The sequence below is a fragment of the Neobacillus niacini genome (assembly GCF_046591715.1).
In the GTDB taxonomy this organism is placed as follows: domain Bacteria; phylum Bacillota; class Bacilli; order Bacillales; family Cytobacillaceae; genus Neobacillus; species Neobacillus niacini_L.
This window is the reverse complement of record NZ_JAWVNQ010000001.1, coordinates 1,166,917-1,183,184: the sequence shown is the minus strand read 5'-3', so window position 1 is coordinate 1,183,184 and position 16,268 is coordinate 1,166,917. Positions and strand designations below refer to the sequence as shown.

At 38.4% G+C, this 16,268-nt stretch carries 16 protein-coding genes and 2 other RNA genes; 5 read left to right on the top strand and 13 right to left on the bottom strand.

Going from position 1 to position 16,268, the window contains the following annotated elements; all coding sequences use genetic code 11:
* The first annotated feature begins 189 nt into the window (after positions 1-189).
* Positions 190-573: a GntR family transcriptional regulator gene (locus tag SFC47_RS05805; protein WP_411253288.1), complete on the top strand. Its 384-nt coding sequence runs from the start codon at positions 190-192 to the stop codon at positions 571-573.
* A gap of 13 nt (positions 574-586) precedes the next feature.
* Positions 587-1,678, top strand: a complete 1,092-nt coding sequence (locus tag SFC47_RS05800) for a DUF1648 domain-containing protein (RefSeq protein WP_411253287.1) — start codon at positions 587-589, stop codon at positions 1,676-1,678.
* Positions 1,679-2,026: 348 nt separating this feature from the next.
* Here SFC47_RS05800 and SFC47_RS05795 read toward each other — a convergent pair whose 3' ends face one another.
* The 3 genes from SFC47_RS05795 to SFC47_RS05785 form a co-directional block, all read right to left on the bottom strand.
* Positions 2,027-2,689, bottom strand: coding sequence for an HAD family hydrolase (locus SFC47_RS05795; protein ID WP_411253286.1), 663 nt, complete (start codon positions 2,687-2,689; stop codon positions 2,027-2,029).
* A 141-nt stretch (positions 2,690-2,830) separates the two neighbouring features.
* Positions 2,831-3,535 carry a YwaF family protein gene (locus tag SFC47_RS05790; RefSeq protein ID WP_411253285.1) on the bottom strand — a complete coding sequence of 235 codons (705 nt, stop codon included), beginning with the start codon at positions 3,533-3,535 and terminating at the stop codon, positions 2,831-2,833.
* A 272-nt stretch (positions 3,536-3,807) separates the two neighbouring features.
* The gene (locus tag SFC47_RS05785; RefSeq protein WP_411253284.1) at positions 3,808-4,182 is read right to left on the bottom strand and encodes a DoxX family protein; all 375 of its coding nucleotides are present in this window, start codon (positions 4,180-4,182) and stop codon (positions 3,808-3,810) included.
* Positions 4,183-4,371: 189 nt separating this feature from the next.
* Here SFC47_RS05785 and rnpB point away from each other — a divergent pair.
* Positions 4,372-4,752: RNase P RNA component class B (gene rnpB, locus SFC47_RS05780), an RNA gene on the top strand.
* A gap of 57 nt (positions 4,753-4,809) precedes the next feature.
* Positions 4,810-5,075: signal recognition particle sRNA large type (gene ffs, locus SFC47_RS05775), an RNA gene on the top strand.
* 106 nt (positions 5,076-5,181) lie between these two features.
* On the opposite strand, the gene helD is transcribed toward ffs, so the two are convergent.
* From helD to SFC47_RS05735, 8 genes are all read right to left on the bottom strand, one after another.
* On the bottom strand, positions 5,182-7,491 hold the full coding sequence (gene helD / locus SFC47_RS05770; RefSeq protein ID WP_411253283.1) for an RNA polymerase recycling motor HelD: 2,310 nt from the start codon (positions 7,489-7,491) through the stop codon (positions 5,182-5,184).
* Between the two features lie 174 nt (positions 7,492-7,665).
* Positions 7,666-7,851: a hypothetical protein gene (locus SFC47_RS05765; protein WP_411253282.1), complete on the bottom strand. Its 186-nt coding sequence runs from the start codon at positions 7,849-7,851 to the stop codon at positions 7,666-7,668.
* A 116-nt stretch (positions 7,852-7,967) separates the two neighbouring features.
* The gene (locus SFC47_RS05760) at positions 7,968-8,903 is read right to left on the bottom strand and encodes an HD-GYP domain-containing protein (protein ID WP_411253281.1); all 936 of its coding nucleotides are present in this window, start codon (positions 8,901-8,903) and stop codon (positions 7,968-7,970) included.
* Between the two features lie 79 nt (positions 8,904-8,982).
* Positions 8,983-10,194, bottom strand: a complete 1,212-nt coding sequence (locus SFC47_RS05755) for a Ger(x)C family spore germination protein (protein WP_411253280.1) — start codon at positions 10,192-10,194, stop codon at positions 8,983-8,985.
* The gene (locus SFC47_RS05750; protein ID WP_411253279.1) at positions 10,181-11,302 is read right to left on the bottom strand and encodes a GerAB/ArcD/ProY family transporter; all 1,122 of its coding nucleotides are present in this window, start codon (positions 11,300-11,302) and stop codon (positions 10,181-10,183) included. The genes SFC47_RS05755 and SFC47_RS05750 overlap by 14 nt, the downstream gene beginning before the upstream one ends.
* Complete coding sequence (locus tag SFC47_RS05745) at positions 11,299-12,915, bottom strand: spore germination protein (RefSeq protein WP_411253278.1); 1,617 nt, start codon at positions 12,913-12,915, stop codon at positions 11,299-11,301. The genes SFC47_RS05750 and SFC47_RS05745 overlap by 4 nt, the downstream gene beginning before the upstream one ends.
* Before the next feature lie 113 nt (positions 12,916-13,028).
* Positions 13,029-13,379 carry a helix-turn-helix domain-containing protein gene (locus SFC47_RS05740; protein ID WP_411253277.1) on the bottom strand — a complete coding sequence of 117 codons (351 nt, stop codon included), beginning with the start codon at positions 13,377-13,379 and terminating at the stop codon, positions 13,029-13,031.
* Positions 13,380-13,397: 18 nt separating this feature from the next.
* Positions 13,398-14,054: a GAF domain-containing protein gene (locus SFC47_RS05735; RefSeq protein WP_411253276.1), complete on the bottom strand. Its 657-nt coding sequence runs from the start codon at positions 14,052-14,054 to the stop codon at positions 13,398-13,400.
* 208 nt (positions 14,055-14,262) lie between these two features.
* Here SFC47_RS05735 and SFC47_RS05730 point away from each other — a divergent pair, with 208 nt between their 5' ends.
* Positions 14,263-15,090, top strand: a complete 828-nt coding sequence (locus tag SFC47_RS05730) for an EcsC family protein (protein ID WP_411253630.1) — start codon at positions 14,263-14,265, stop codon at positions 15,088-15,090.
* 83 nt (positions 15,091-15,173) lie between these two features.
* Here SFC47_RS05730 and SFC47_RS05725 read toward each other — a convergent pair whose 3' ends face one another.
* Positions 15,174-15,710: a hypothetical protein gene (locus SFC47_RS05725; protein WP_411253275.1), complete on the bottom strand. Its 537-nt coding sequence runs from the start codon at positions 15,708-15,710 to the stop codon at positions 15,174-15,176.
* A 216-nt stretch (positions 15,711-15,926) separates the two neighbouring features.
* Entirely contained in the window at positions 15,927-16,226 is a 300-nt protein-coding gene (locus tag SFC47_RS05720) for a hypothetical protein (RefSeq protein WP_411253274.1), read from the bottom strand.
* Positions 16,227-16,268: the final 42 nt, after the last annotated feature.

The window sequence follows — 16,268 nt, the reverse complement described above, 5'->3', positions numbered from 1 at the left end:
TATGAAGCTGAAGGGTACCTCTTGTTGTAATAAATATTATTTATCTGATAATTATAATAAATAATATTTATTATTTCGTCAACCTTCTTTTTAAAATTTTCTAACAAATTATTTACATGTAGTATTGTTCTAGATTAAATAGAACAGTTTTGTTATAATATATATAGAACAGATTGGAGGAAAACGGAAATGATCATTAAAATTGAACCCGATTCAGACATTCCCATTTATGAGCAAATATCCAATCAAATGATTGAAGGAATTGCTAGAGGCCACCTTCAGCCAGGAGATTCGCTCCCTTCCGTGAGAGCGTTCGCCTCTGACCTCGGGATTAACATGCATACGGTCAATAAAAGCTACCATCAATTAGAAAAAAAAGGAATCATTCGAATTGTTCCTAAGTCAGGGGCGATTATCTCTTCTCCCCAAGATTTCAATGAACACTCCATAGAACGCCTAAAAGCCGTCTATCAACCACTTATTGCAGAATCCCTAGTGGTTGGAATGTCTGTTGAACAAATTCACGAGCTGATTTCTTTAATTATTGAAGATTTTAACAAAAGCCATAAATGAAGGAGGAATCCCTATGACTTTAGCCATTTTTCTATTTATCTCGATTATCCTGCTTGGAATCCAAACGGCTATACCTTACTTAGTAAAACGAACCATTATCTTTGGAATCACCGTCCCAGAAAAACACCTTAAAAACGAACAACTTCTATCTTACAAAAAAAGATATACCTTAATGGTTTCCCTTGTTTCCCTGGTGGTATTAGCTGGTTATGTATTTTGGGTACTGAGTACGAATCCAGGTGAAGAACCAACCGTCCTTGTCGGGACAATTATCCAATTTGGCATTATTCTTTTCAGTCTTTCCCTCTATTTTTTCTTTCATGGAAAAACGCTGCAATTAAAAAGGAAAAATAAGTGGATGGAAAATCTATCGCAAGTTAAGGTGGCCGATTTATCCGCTCGTTCTCAGGATGAAATGATTCCCTGGTATATGTTCTTACTTCCTATGATCGTTACCGTCGGCGTCATCGGATATAGTATTTTCCAATATGACCTGCTGCCTGAGCAGATTCCTACACATTGGGGAATAAATGGGGAAGCTGATGCCTTTACGGAGAAAACACCAATGTCAGCAGTCTTAATGCCTCTAACGCTATTAGCGATGCAGGTGATGGTTTTAGGAATCCATATTGGAAAAATTAAATCTGGTATTAAATTGAGTGCTACAGGTACAAATGCTTCAAGAAAACGTCAGTTAACCTTACGGAAATCTTCCAGCTGGCTGATGCTTTTAGTGAATCTCCTGCTGACCATTTTGTTTAGTTACTTTCAATTAACTACGATTCACCCAGATTTGTTTGCTGGCACTGCTATGGTCGCAGCACCTATGATTTTTCTTGTGATTATCTTAGCCGCAACCATTGTATTTGCTGTAAAAGTCGGACGTTCAGATAAACACTCCGTCGATGTGTCAGAGGAAGAGATAACTGATTACGATGAAGACTCTTACTGGAAAGGCGGTCTCTTTTATTTCAACAAAAATGATCCCTCTATTTTTGTTGAAAAACGCTTCGGTGTAGGCTGGACTCTTAATTTTGCTAACCCATTAGGATACATTATTTTTATCCTGCCGCTAGTAGTGGTCTTAGTTTTATCCTTTTTATAGGTTTGATAAATAAAACGAGAGCGGATCCTTTAGTTGGGATTCGCTCTCGTTTTGTTATCAGCAAGTCGTTTTGGGATTGATTTGTAGAAGCTGTATGGTTTTTTGTAGAAACTGTACGGTTTCTTGTAGAAGCTGTACGCTTTTTTGTAGAAGCCGACGCTTCTATGTAGAACCTGTACGCTTTTTTGTAGAAACTGTACGGTTTCTTGTAGAAGCTGTACGCTTTTATGTAGAAACTGTACACTTCTTTGTAGAACCTGTACGCTTTTTTGTAGAAACTGTACACTTCAATGTAGAACAAACCCTGTACACTTATCTGCCCACATAAACCACATAATCAGTACAGTATTACGAAATAATTTCCCATTTCTTATGATGAGCTACCTCTAAAAGCCGCGGTTCTGGGTTCACAGCAACTGGATTCCCCACTAATTCTAGAACATTTAAGTCGGTGTAACTATCGCCGTAGGCAAAGCTATTTTGCCAATCTACTTCTGTATGAGACAGGTGGGCATTGATGAAATCACTCTTACGTTCTCCGTAAATATATTGGATGGGAGCTTTCTTTGACAATTTATCATTTTGATAAGGAATGCTGCTTCCAATGACACAATCAAAATTCACATTTTTCGTAACGGAGTAAAGGAGCGGTTCATAGGCTCCCGACACAAGCATAGTATAGTAGCCTTCCTTTCGATGCTGCTCTAGTCTATCTAAGACCGGTTCGCTTAGGTTTTCACTCATGCTCTCGCCAATTTGCGAAAAAAATGAGTCAATCTCTGATTTTGGAGAAGTTCCAAAAGCCGCTATATAAGACCACATGGAATATTCTTTCATTTTTTGTTCGGGATATAGCTTACATTTGTAAGCAAGATAGACAGGTAAAATTCGAAGAAAAAAATTCCGATACTTCTGGAAATGCAGAGGATGATTTTTTAAATGCCCCATCAGCAGTGGAAAAGTCTCCTTAGGAAATAACGTTCCGTCGAAATCAAATATTGCAACCTTCATTTTATCAGCAGCCTTTCTTTATAAAACATGTCTACCATTTTATAACATATAAAGTGCACCAATTCCACACAAAAAAACCACACAGACACTATGTAAATGCTGTGTGGCAATTTTATTAGGTAATTTTTTCTGCAGCCTTGATCAAGGTTTACTTTCCCTTTTCTGCAAAATCCCCATTGGTACATACGTAATAATAAATACTAATAGTCCTACGATTTCAAGGTTTATATAATACATAATCCCACTTCCGAAAAATGATAGCAGTGTTTCTGTTTCTGATGGACTGGCTAAAAAGAAAAAATTAGTGTCTAACCAAATATTTAAGAAGAATATCGGTATGGCAATGATATTCAAGGTAATAAAGCCCGTAAATATTGCTTTTCGAGGAACTCTGTATCCCTCAAAAAGGATAAAGTACAAAACGGCTAATGGAATCGCTGAATGATGCAGGAAATATTTTAAGAATCGAAAATGAGGAAATTGATATACGATATCAGGAGTAACCATACTTAGGATGGGAGGAATGAGTCCAATAAAAAAGAGCAAGTTAAACACTTTTTGATTCTTTTTCAAAAACAAGTACAGCGATAAAAAGGTACTAAGTGAACAAAGCTGTAATGGGAGATCCCCTACCTCCCATTGTTTGGTAAGGATTAGCCACAAATGCATGGAAACCTCGCAAAGTATCAAAGCGGTAAATAAAGACCATTTCAAAAATTGCTGGTATAGTTTAAGCTTTGTTCTGAAATACACAAAAAGGAAGCAAGCAAGAAAAAATAGAAGTAAGGTTACAACATGGGTCGTAGAAAAAAAGGTAAAAGTCTGCATTCCTGTAACAGAAAACATAATGACAACACCCCTTTTCTGCATGTATTCATTTCTTACAAACTTAGAACTTCAAGCTATTAAGAATATATGTCAAATAGAGGTCGTATTAGTCTATATTTACCTTAGTCAAAACACCTAAAATATTGGGGTTGTCTCAGTGCCGAAAATTATCACTAATTTAGAGCAGTTCTTGTAATTGAATATTCACACACAAAAAAACCGACTCCCCCTCAATCAAGAAGGTGAGTCGGCTTACTATTTATGATTAACAAATTAAAATATCATTCACATTACCAAGTCCAATTGGTGATTGAAAGTAACATTAAAGCAGCGGCGGCTAGAGCAATATTCTTTAGAAACTGGTTCATCTCGCCCACTTTTGTATTTTGATCGGTTTCCTTCCAGAAATTATGCATAATAAAGGCTGAAAGAACAAGGAATAGTACTAATAAATACAAGCCCCACTCAATCCAATAGCCTGTAAGAATACTCAATCCTCCCGCTAGCAGCATCAATCCAGTTACCACTACAGCAAGCCCTGGTGCTGGGACTCCCTTATAGGAAGAATACTGCTTTAAACCTTGAAATTGGATGAAATGATTTAGACCAGAATATGCAAAATAAAGACCAAATACTGCCCGACCAATCAGCCATAGCCAATCCATTCGAGACATCATCCCTTCATTAGGTTAGTAACTTTCTCTATACATATATACTTTTAACTCTAAAATATTCCGACTATTTAGTTTTAATTCGAGATTTCCTAAATCAACCACCTATGGGACTATCCTCCTAATGACCATAGACCCATTCCATGCTATATTTATTCTCGTAGTCAAGAAACACCAACATGAAATGGTGAGTAATCGCGGCTCATGTTTACATGAGTTGAGGAAAGTCCAGGCTCGCCCGGTGCTGAGATGCCCGGAGTGTTCGTGCCATCTGCAAAGATGGGCAGCAGACTTCTGCTGACGGCGGGGAAATTATGCTAAGTCCTTGATGGATATGCTCTGAGTACCCTGAAAGTGCCACAGAGACGAGTTCTTCTGGAAACAGGAGAAATGGAACGGGTAAACCCCGCGAGCGAGCAACCCAAACTATGGTAGGGGCACCATCCTGAGGGAAATGAACCAAACGGATGGATCGGTCAGAAGTGACTGATAGTCATATGATTACACCTGTTGTGCGAGATTGGCATCGTTTGAGCACGCAGGAACAGAACCTGGCTTACAGCCATTTCATGCGCCGGATTTCTAAACAATACACATAAGCAAGCGTCTAGCCTATACATACCGTGCTAGACGGGGAGTTGGCGGTGCCCTGTAACCCGCAATTCGCCATAGCGGGGTTGAATTCCTGCCTTCGGTTGAATTAAGTAAGGTCTGCCTTGTGAAAATAGTGTTGATAACTGGGTCCTACGCAATGGAAACCTACGAATCTGGTCAGGTCCGGAAGGAAGCAGCCATAAGTAGTCCTTTCTATGTGCCGGAGGAGCGCCTAGTTTGAGCTAGCTTTCACAAGTAACGCTTGAATGGTCCAATCAACGGCAGGTGCACGGTTTTACATAGTGACCATGGGGACGGTTCTCCTGGTCATCATCTCAAAATAAACTAAAAGTGCCTGGCACCACTCTCTCAATAAGAGAGGTGCCTGGCACTTTTTTTTCATTCAGTTTCAAAATGATCACTACCTGCTTTATTTAACAAAAAATCCGACTGCTCACTCCCATACAAATACAACCTATGCATCGGTCTGGTCATCGCTACATACAACAATTTGATATCTAGTTCCTCTTCACAGTATGCTTCCTCTAGGCTAAGAATCAAGACAGCATCAAATTCTAATCCTTTTGAAAGGTACGTTGGCAAAATGACGACGCTTCCCTTTTTCATATCCTGCTTTTCTTCTAATAGCTGAATAGGAAAATTACTATTTTCTAGCAGCTTATATATTCGTAAGCACTCCCCGTCACTTCTTCCAATGATAGCAATTGAGTTGAGTTCTTCCTCTTTTAGTATCTGAATATCTTGTTCAATTGTTTCCCTTACCTGCTGCAGATTGGCAGTGTCGATTTTTGTAAAACGAGGTTTGTCCCCGTGCCTGATAACAGGTTGTACGATTGGCAGGTCTTTGTCCATGATCGATAGAATGTCATTGGCCAGGTGCATTATCTCGACTGTTGTCCGGTAGCTTTTTTGAAGAGCATGATAGTTCGCACTTGGGAAGATATCGGTAACCAATGGCTCCCAGCTGTCTAATCCTCGATAGGAATGAATCCCTTGTGCCAGGTCGCCAACAATGGTAAATAAGTCTGTTTCAAAGCCTTCTTTCATGGCTGTAAACTGAAAATAGCTATAATCCTGTGCCTCATCTATGAAAACACTTTTCATTTTATATTTTTCATCGATTCCCTCAAGTTTAGCTTTCATGTAAAAGATCGGTGCCAAATCTTCAAGCTCAACAGCTTTTTTGTCAAAAATTCTTTGACAATATTGACTTAATTTCTTACATTCTATCTCAGAAAGAGTACTTGAATACTTTTTTAAAAGTTCAGGAGATGTCATCAGTTCCTTATATAATATAAAAGGATCTTTTTTAACAAAGGGAGCCATATAATTTTTCACAGCAGTCTTCGATTCCTGCTCCACGGTATTTAACCTTTTTTCTTTTATATCCATGATGGAGACTACTTTTTCTCTTCGTTTATCTGAATTCAGCTTTCTGGTATAAAGTGCCTTATCTAATGCGTCATCATATTTACTATTAATTTTAGATAAAATGATTGATTTTTTTATGCGTAAATCATTCGCCAAAAGATTTTTAATTTTTTCGAGCCTGCTATAAATCGGCAAATATTGAAATTCCGTTAAAAATAACCGATTAATTTTCTGCCCTCTCATGAGAAGCGATTTTTCAATGATAAAGTCCTTTGATGGCGCTAGATTGTATTCAATATCTTTCAAATAGGAATCAATACATTCCTTAAAATCTAGTGAACCTTTAAACCCCGATACCCATTGTAACCATTTTGATTTTCCTTCCTTTTTAAGGAGTTTCATTAACTTGGAGTTCGGAGCCATTATTTTGATTTTCTTCCCCAGACAATTCTTCATGAAATCCACATAGGTGGTTTGATTGATTTTGTTCACCCCTAACTCAGGCAGAACGGCGGAAATATAATCAATAAACAATCGATTTGGTGCAAGAATCATTAATTTCTCTGGAGGAAAACGATATCCAGAAGAGTATAGAAAGTAGGATATTCGATGGAGTGCGATCGTGGTCTTTCCACTGCCTGCAGCTCCTTGAACGATGATGGGGTGTTTAAGAGAAGCTCGAATTACTTCATTTTGCTCATTTTGAATGGTCGCGACAATTTCGGTTAAGCGATTGTCCGCTTTACCAGATAAGGATTTTTGCAGAAGTTCATCATGCGTGGTTAGATCAATATCTCGAATTTCTTTTAATAATCCTTCTTCAATTTCATATTGTCTTTTCAGAGAGAGATAACCACTCTGTGTTTCACCATATGCATCATAGGTCACCTCGCCTAGGCGGCCGTCATAGTAAACATTTGCGATCGGAGATCGCCAATCAACGATGATCGGAATCTGATTCACCGAGTCAAACAGAGAAGCTTTCCCAATATACAAAATCTCCTCCTTGGTGTCACCGCTCGAGGTAAAATTTATTCGCGAAAAGTATGGTTTGCCAATAATACTCGCTAGCCTTTCCAGTTCACTTTGTGCCAATTCTAAATACTGAGCATTCGTCAAGAGAGTCATATAGCTTAAACTGCTGTCAGAAGTATCAAGGTCACGAAAAGCTTCTTTCAAATTCTCAACGAAATGTTCTTTATTTCCCTTTGATTGTTCCAGCACACTCTTTATGTATTCCTTTGTAAACTCGAGACGTTCAATTTCTGATTGATAATCTTTATGCTCAATTACCGATTTTTGTTTTTTTGAACTCATTCTCTTAAACCGTCACCTCTTTCACTAGTTTTCGTTCAATCCAACATGCACAAAAAGAAACATCTACAAACCTTTTGCAGATGCTTTCCTAAACAACGGAGCTATATTTTACCATTTACAGTGAGATAATACAATCATCCTCTTGGAATTATTGAAAAATTCCCCTCCTATTAATTATCCTTGGAAGTAGAGCAAAGCGATGAGGAAAATAATCAGTCCTATTAATAGAATCGAGCCCATCCCTGTACTGTAAACAATGTATATTTTAATGTGAAGAATGGCATGGATAATGAGGATGACTAGAATACCGATCAGTACTAAAATGGCCATGTGTACATTTCGATTACGATTTCGATTCAATGAAATTGCTCCCTTCTAGAGCTCTATAGGGGCACAGAATGTACCAGCTTATCTTTTTATATAAGTATTTTTTTAGCACAGAAAATATTCCTTCTTGTACTATCCCTATTCGTCACTCATAAGGAGTCTATTCCGCGAACAAATACTTTCTCGTTCCTCACTAATTCATAGAATACAGCCGCTATTTCCGGATCAAATTGAGAATGTTTCCCGTTTAGTAATTCATCTAAAGCATATTGGATATCTTTTGTTTCCCGATAAACCCTTTTGGAAGTCATCGCTTCAAAAGCATCCGCAACAGCCATAATTCTCGCCACTAACGGAATATCCTTTCCCTTTAATCCCATTGGATACCCTGTTCCATCATAGTTTTCATGGTGATACAATACCATATCCAAGATGGAATTCTTCCTAAATGAAGGAACATGTTTTAGCATTTTATAGCCCAAGTCTGGGTGCTTCTTAATTACTTGAAACTCCTCACCTGTCAGCCTAGAAGGTTTATTGAGAACATTTTCCGGTACACCAATCTTGCCAATATCATGTAAAAGCCCTCCAATATAGAGATGTGTACATTCCTTTGTAGACAATTTTAGTGCTTTCCCTATTTCATAGGAGTAATAAGCAACGTTTTTTGAATGAAAAGCGGTATAATTATCTCTCACATCGATGGATTCAGCCAATGTAAGAGTGAAATGGAATAAATCCAACTTTTCTTTAAAGCTGTTATTTACTAAAGTTCTAACCACAAAGGCAATGGCAAAGTACCCTACCCATCTCAAAAGAAAAATCTCTGCTTCAAACTCGACTAAAGAGGCAGCCTCAAGCAAGGTTTCCATTAAACCAGATAAAAAAATACAGCTAAATAGCCATCGGCAAAAATAACCCGCAATCAGGAGAATCGGAATATAGGAGATGGTAATGGTCTCATCCGGAAAGAAATAAAAATCATTTAGTACCCCAAAAACAATTGCAAGGAATGCCAGTAACATAAATTTAGACCTTTTTGCTCTTGGGTCTAAGGAATGTAAGATATCACTCTCAATGTCCAAATTAAACACTCCATCTGCAAGTAATAATTACCATATCAACTCGGGGGGTCCATGGGCTGCCGAAAAAAAACAAGTGCCACTATGATGCTTTCATCCCTACACGTTGAATATGAACCTTTGCTCTGATATTGACATCTATATTTTGATAAATTTCTTTCCACTTTTCACTTGTCTTTACTTCCTGGTCCCAATAAGAGGCTAAGTCCCCTCGTACATACTCTCCAAATCCAAAAATGTCAGCCTTCTTAACCTGGGTTTCCTTGATTAGTTTCAACATTTCTTTTTCAAGCATCTTACCTGACACCTGTTCGATTTTCCTTACCATTTTCTGATTATCCAGCTTTAATTCCTGCCTGTTTTTCTCACGGATAACTCCCCATATCTCTACATTTATATCGAAATGCGGCTTCCCATTTTTCAGTGATGCGTTATAGTTTACTTTCCTTTTGGTGGATTGAACCATTACCGATTCGTCTTTGGACAGCTTAACAACCAGAGATGCTCCACCCGGGTTTTGTCCCGTTAAACCATTGAAAAGAGCAATTTGATAAGGTTTAGTCTTACCAGCCATCTTATTGCCGCTAAAATAGGCAATGCCGCTGATTTCAATATTTTCCATTTCTTTGGTAGTGATATAGGGTAAATAGCCATCCCACCCTTTATTAGAGGTCTGTACCCAGAACTTCCCTAAATCATTGTCAGGAAACTTCCCCAGCTTAACAGCTTCTTCAAACATCGTCGATAAATAGATTGCTGGAATTCTTTCTAACTTCGGCGCAATCTGCATTGTATGTGCTGCGTCTTTTTCATTCACTGCCATCCAAGCCGTTCGGCGGATTTCAGGTCTTCTTCTCAAAAATTCATTAATATGTCCAATCCCTTTGGCGGCCACATCTTCCGAAAGGATGATGATTTGCAATTGACCAAAAAACACTTTGTGTGCCAATTGCTGCTGGAGTCCTTGAATGGCATCGTCGATGGTTTGACCAACGGCTTTTACCACCCAGACTCGGTCTTGTGAGGTACCTTGAGAACCTTGAGATGGACCTAAAGGAATCTGCCCGGGAACCGCTAATTGAGCTGTTACCTCCACTTTACCAATTTCAGATGTTGGAACCTCCGAACCCTCTGGATGGGTAAGCGGTATCGGGTGTTTCTTGTCACCCGCTATATCAATAGCAAGTCCTAAGATGGTTGCTCGTTCTTCAATCTCTTTTTGATCCCAACAGCCTGTAAGAATAAGTACAATCGTAATCAGCATCAAACAAACACGAATGTCACGATGTACCATTACTCACCATTCCCCGCTTTCCTCTGGCAACAGAAAATAATAACACCGCCAAAGGAAACCCTGCTGTGATGATTAATCCCCATTTTCCAATCACATCAATCAACTGATACACCTGTAAAACATTGTTCGGATATATGGAGATCCCTAGAACAACTGGAATAAGCAAGTACGACAATACCCGATGACTCCTTAGGGAGAATAATTTACTTGAGAGCTCTAAACTGATTAAGTAGCCGGATAGGATCGTAGTAAAGGCTGAAATAATCCACACCACTAAGAAGAGGACATCTATACGTTCTAAAATAGCAGCAGGCAGCTCTGTCATTCGAGTTAAGACCAGCATTGGCCATAGTGAAGTTTTCACTTCCTCAGCTCCAAATACTGCTACTGTAATACCAACACCAAGTAAAATCATCACTCCCGAAAGAATACTTCCCCATAAACTTGCCTTTCCAATTTTTTGAGGCTCTTTCATATAAGGAGTAAGTACACCTATTACAAAAAAACCAATTTGAAAAAAAGGCAGACCCATTAATGAAAATCCACCTGTAAATATGTTAGCGAAGGTTGCCTCGTTTCCGAAAAAAGGTTTTATATGTCTTATTTCAACATCTTGAAGAGCGAAGATGGCCATTAGAATAATCGGAATGACAATAAAAGGAAAATAGTAGGTGTGCATATACGAGATGACAGATATCGTATTCCTGGTTGAGACAGCAACGAGCAGAAGCATGCCAAATAAGGTTGCCGTAATGGGTGTCTCCTGAAGTAATGTGGTGCTCATGACATCACCAAACTCCCTCAGTACAAGGGATGTAATGACAATAAAATAGCAAATAAGGAGAAAACCCACTAGTTTTCCTATAGGTCTTCCTATTACCCTTTGACTATATTCCACAATCGACTCTGCCGGAAAACGCTTGGATAATTGTGCTATTACCCAAACGATGACCATAAATAAGAGTATTGCAATGAGCGTCATGACCAATGCTCCCGTGCCCGCCTTCTCGCTTGCGATTCTAGGTAATGCTAAAACGCTGATTCCAATGGTGCTATTTATTATAAAGACAGCCGTTTGAAAGGCTGTTATTTCCTTAGGTTCTTTCATGGTTGATCCCCTCTCTCCATATTTTCCATTGCCAGCGGATTGGTTGTCTCTGAATCATCGGGACGAATTCTTCTTTTGTTAGGTGAGAAAAGATGATCAGGCCGGTCTAAAAGCCAATTTAAAGGTGCCCGAATGGCAGTATCCTTTAACCCGTTTAAATTTATTGGAGCAATCGGACTCAAATAAGGAACGCCAAAAGATTTTAAAGATAACACATGATTGTTTAAGAATAATAATCCTAGGATTAATCCGTAAAAGCCAAAAATACCCGTCATAAATAGCAGTGGAAACCTCATCATCCGAAATCCAATGGCCATATTATAAGCAGGTGTAGCAAACGAACCAACTGTAGTGAGAGCAAGTACGACGACCGTTATAGGTGACACAAATCCTGCAGAAACTGCAGCTTGACCAATTACAAGCACTCCTACAATCGACAATGCCCCGCCTACCTGTTTGGGCATACGGACAGTTGCCTCCCTGAGTATTTCCATTGCAAGTTCCATGAGAATGACTTCTACAAGTGCTGGAAACGGCACACCTGCTCTCCCGCTTGTAATCGCAACAGCGAAGGCTGTTGGAATGAGCTCTGGATGATAGGATAAAACGGCCACGTATAAAGAAGGCATGATTAAGGAAAAAAGCAGTGCAATTAATCGAATCATTCGAATCATACTGGCCATAATAAAACGTTCGTTGTAATCCTCACTTGTTTGATAAAACTGAGTAAATGTCGCTGGGACAATGAGAACAAATGGGGAACCGTCCACAAGGATGGCGACTCTCCCTTCCACCAAATTCCCTACCACAACATCCGGTCTCTCCGTACTTTTTATTTGTGGAAAAGGTGACCGCGGATTATCTTGTATAAACTGTTCGATATAACCAGCATCAAGGATTCGATCCACATCAATGGAATCTAAGCGTTTTTTCACATCCTCCACCAATGCCTGATTGACAATCCCTTCTATATAACAATAAGCAACACTCGATTTAGTAAGAGTCCCTATTTGCATCGCCTTCACACGAAATTCAGGAACGGGAAGTCTTGAGCGGATCAAAGCCGTGTTACTAGAGAGGTTTTCAATAAAACCATCTCGCGGTCCTCTTATAACCTGTTCCGTTTCAGGCTGAGCAATTGCTCTCTTCTCCAATTGAAAGGTATTAATGATAACAACTGATTCTACCTTCTCCATTATTAAAAGGGTACATCCGTGTAACAGCGCTTGTATGATTTTATCCAGGCGTGTCTCTGTTTTGACATCAGCATGAGTTAAGACTTTTGTTAAAATGAAGCGTGTAAATCCCTCCGAATTCACATGCTTTTCCATTCCATCACAATTAAAATCAGTTAGTGGCTTTATGACTTCTTCACTTATGGAATTTTTGTCAATTAAACTATTTAGATAAACGATACTTGCTTCTATGTTTTCGCATACCTCTAATTCCCTTATAGAAAAATCATGGTCCTCTTCGAATATGTCTTTTATTCTCTGGACCGTGGATAAATCGCTGTTGGTTTCTTCATATTTTAGGGATTCAATCAATTGACTTTCAGGGATAGGTATTTTGTTTGGCCTCTTTTTGCTGCTCCAGTTTTTTATTACAGGCACAACTATTACCACCTCTCCATAGTACACTGATAGCGTACTTTTACGGTTTAGTATGCCGTTTGAGAATTGAAACATACGAAAAAAGATACCCTTTCTGCTCGAGAATGGGTATCTTAGCCTTCTTTATCTAATTTCGCTATCACACTTGCTTCTTTTAAAACGTCTAATATTTTGACTAATACATCTTCCTCCAAAGGTATACCGTCCCAGTGAAGTCCTTTTTTTTCAAATACAGTCCTGATATTGCGGTCGGAATGGCCAATACGTTCATCAGATAATCCGAGCAGGTAATCCACGCTGACTCCATATAAATTCGATAGCTGATTTAATCGTTCCATCGTCGGCCTCCGATATTTGGTTTCATAGGAGGCGTAACTTGATTTTCGAAGTCCAATCCTTGCCCCTGCCTGTTCAAGGGTCCATCCTTTTTCTTTTCTTAATTCTTTAAGCCGTTTACCAATCATTGCTTTTCACTTCTTTCATTATGCATCAAGCGCTAAATAGTGGTGATAGATTGATTCTTGGTACTCCACTATTTTTTGTTGAACCATTTCTATTTCCTTTGGAATTACCTGTTTTCGCTGTTTATGGTATATCGCAAATGTTCCAATAACATCTTCTTCTTTAAAAAAGGGGATCGACCAGCAGGTTTGAAACCCCCACCGCGCCATATCACTCCGAAGCTGTGTCCATAACGGACTCGTTCGAATATCCGTAACTACTACTTTTTTTTGATACACGGCGCATCCACAGGAGCCACACTGTGCATTAAATGCATTTTGATTGTTGATTTCATGGAAAAAATCAAAAAACTCGATTGGAAAACTAGGGGCTGCACCGTGGTAGATTTTGTTCTCCTCTTGGCTATAAAACAACATAGTAACATAACTATCTGGTATCACTTGTTCAATCTCTAAACATAGTTTCCCGAGCTTAATCTTGGTTTCTATCGCTTTATATTCATCTTTGGTAATCAAGTGATTGACCATAGCGTCTAAGTGTATTCGAATATTATTTTCTTTTTTCACTAAAAGAGGATTTATTTTTCTTAACATATCTTTCACATTTTTATTCAATGAGTAACGTTTAATATATTCTACGATTCCTTGTGAATTCGGAATATCTTTATCGTAAATCAATAGTAGACCTCCAGTGGTTTTCAATTAGTATGACCAAAGTACACTATCGGTAGACTAAATCGAGGAGCAATTTTACATGGAGCATTCGAATATTTATATTGCCATTGCAGAGCCTAATGAAACTGGGTTTCATTATTATAATCGAAAATTTGAAACTTGTTTTTACTTTTTACGTATATACATTCAACAATTATTTTTAGTGGAGTGGATGGGTTTGACGACGATAGAAACAGCAGATTACCTAACAGAAGAACTGAAAAAAATAGAAGATTGGGAAAAAGAACAGAAGGATTTGTGGTTTTGGGAAAAAATTGGCCGTTTGCCTTTTATGCTTTTAGATAAGCTGACACCAAAAGTGATCCAAGATAAGATTGGTTTGGCGATTGATGAATTAGGAAATTATATTCAAACGGGCGGACAATATTTAGTAAAAGAAGAAACTGTCTTAAAAAAGTTTGCCCCTAATGCCTTATCACAAGACGAGCTTCGTTTAGATATGCTCGAACAAATTCCGGTAAACAAAATGGATGAAATTGCTGAAGAAATACGCACTTCTAGAACAAAAATAGCGACCGTTCAAGGGGCAACAACAGGAATAGGCGGTCTGTTTACACTGGCCATTGACATTCCTGTTCTCTTAGGATTATCGCTTAAGGTATTACAAGAGATTGCGATATGCTATGGATACGATCCTAAAGAAAAGTCTGAAAGAATTTTTATCGTTAAATGTTTGCAATTTTCCTCTTCCGATATTGTCGGTAAAAAAGCAATACTAGAAGAGCTTACTTCCCTGCATCAAGGCAATCAGAACAATCAAATGATTTCGCAGCTCCAAGGATGGCGTGAGGTGGTTACTACCTATCGCGACTCTTTTGGATGGAAAAAGCTATTCCAAATGATACCGATAGCTGGAATGATTTTTGGAGCATTCATTAACCGCTCTTCAATCGGAGATGTTGCCGAAGCAGGTAAAATGTTATACCGAAAACGCAGAATACTGGAGCGATTACAACAATCTGAATCTGTTTCCAAATAAAAAAAAACCGGACCTGGGAAAATGAACGCACCCGAGTCCGGTTTTTTTATGTTAACTATTGGGAAAGCTGTTCCTTCTCCACCTTATCTCATCTCTTTAATCATAGTTGAAAAAGCCGCTTTGTCATCGACACTGAAGAAAATTCTAGTAATAGGTTTGGTTTTCCCGAACATTGCTTTATCAACCATTTGCTGTTCTAACACGATCTCAAAAGTTGGATCATCGAAGCTGAATAATGACAAATCAAGAACTTCCTTATTTTTTCTAGATTCCTGATATTCACTTCCATTCTTTAATTCCTTAATGTTCTCTAAGGATATTGTAACTCCTGGCCGAATACCGATTTTTAAAGTGAGTTCATTATTTTTTATTAAGATGGGATGCCTGGTGACTGCTCTTAAATCGACGAGCATGAAGACGACAACCGAAAGTGATAGAACCAAATGAATCCAGTGCAGTATTGGACTCCAGTTGTATAATAAGTACGATACCCCCGCTGTTTCTAACACCATAACACCTACCATCGCCCAGATGAAGCCTACATAACCAGACTGTTTGTGATAGGTGAAAAGATTTCCCTCTTTACCTTCATAATCTTTCCATTCTGCTGCTTTTTCCATGACAGCCACCCCTTCTCCCATTTAGTTAAAATAAATTTAACCAACATTTTAATTAATTTAATATTTAACTTAACTTAAATATAATGCAAATATTGTTTATTTTCAACAAGGAAGTTAAAACTTTACAAATTCAAAAAAAATGATAACACAGCGATTAATATCGAAAGGAAGAGAGTGTTGACTAAAGTCAGCACTCTTTTTTTCAAGCTTAAATCATTAATCAAAACGCTCTGTCTCTATTCCATCCAAAATGTCCTCTAACTCTGTAAGGAAATTAATCTGTACTGGTGCCGGAATTTGCTCCATCCACTTTTTTATTTCTGGCAGCTCCTCGGCTTCATTTAAATTGTTTGGCTTTGGGTCAAGTGTAGTCCACCATTTCTTCATTTCATTGATAAATTCATAAAAGTAGCGTTCAAATCGCTCAGCCCATTCTGCCCCTTCATCTCCTGAGGTCTTCTGCATCATACTCCAGTCCTCCATCGCGGTTTCAAAATACTCATCTATTAATTTCATATTGAACTCCTTTCAACCTAATGTTAATATTCTTTATTCTTA

What these genes read in the sequence shown, in the direction of transcription:
- SFC47_RS05805 (WP_411253288.1), top strand. Translation starts at nt 190, where the DNA reads ATGATCATTAAAATTGAACCCGATTCAGACATTCCCATTTATGAGCAA.
- SFC47_RS05800 (WP_411253287.1), top strand. Translation starts at nt 587, where the DNA reads ATGACTTTAGCCATTTTTCTATTTATCTCGATTATCCTGCTTGGAATC.
- SFC47_RS05795 (WP_411253286.1), bottom strand. Translation starts at nt 2,689, where the DNA reads ATGAAGGTTGCAATATTTGATTTCGACGGAACGTTATTTCCTAAGGAG.
- SFC47_RS05790 (WP_411253285.1), bottom strand. Translation starts at nt 3,535, where the DNA reads ATGTTTTCTGTTACAGGAATGCAGACTTTTACCTTTTTTTCTACGACC.
- SFC47_RS05785 (WP_411253284.1), bottom strand. Translation starts at nt 4,182, where the DNA reads ATGGATTGGCTATGGCTGATTGGTCGGGCAGTATTTGGTCTTTATTTT.
- helD (WP_411253283.1), bottom strand. Translation starts at nt 7,491, where the DNA reads ATGAGTTCAAAAAAACAAAAATCGGTAATTGAGCATAAAGATTATCAA.
- SFC47_RS05755 (WP_411253280.1), bottom strand. Translation starts at nt 10,194, where the DNA reads ATGGTACATCGTGACATTCGTGTTTGTTTGATGCTGATTACGATTGTA.
- SFC47_RS05750 (WP_411253279.1), bottom strand. Translation starts at nt 11,302, where the DNA reads ATGAAAGAACCTAAGGAAATAACAGCCTTTCAAACGGCTGTCTTTATA.
- SFC47_RS05740 (WP_411253277.1), bottom strand. Translation starts at nt 13,379, where the DNA reads ATGATTGGTAAACGGCTTAAAGAATTAAGAAAAGAAAAAGGATGGACC.
- SFC47_RS05730 (WP_411253630.1), top strand. Translation starts at nt 14,263, where the DNA reads ATGGGTTTGACGACGATAGAAACAGCAGATTACCTAACAGAAGAACTG.
- SFC47_RS05725 (WP_411253275.1), bottom strand. Translation starts at nt 15,710, where the DNA reads ATGGAAAAAGCAGCAGAATGGAAAGATTATGAAGGTAAAGAGGGAAAT.
- SFC47_RS05720 (WP_411253274.1), bottom strand. Translation starts at nt 16,226, where the DNA reads ATGAAATTAATAGATGAGTATTTTGAAACCGCGATGGAGGACTGGAGT.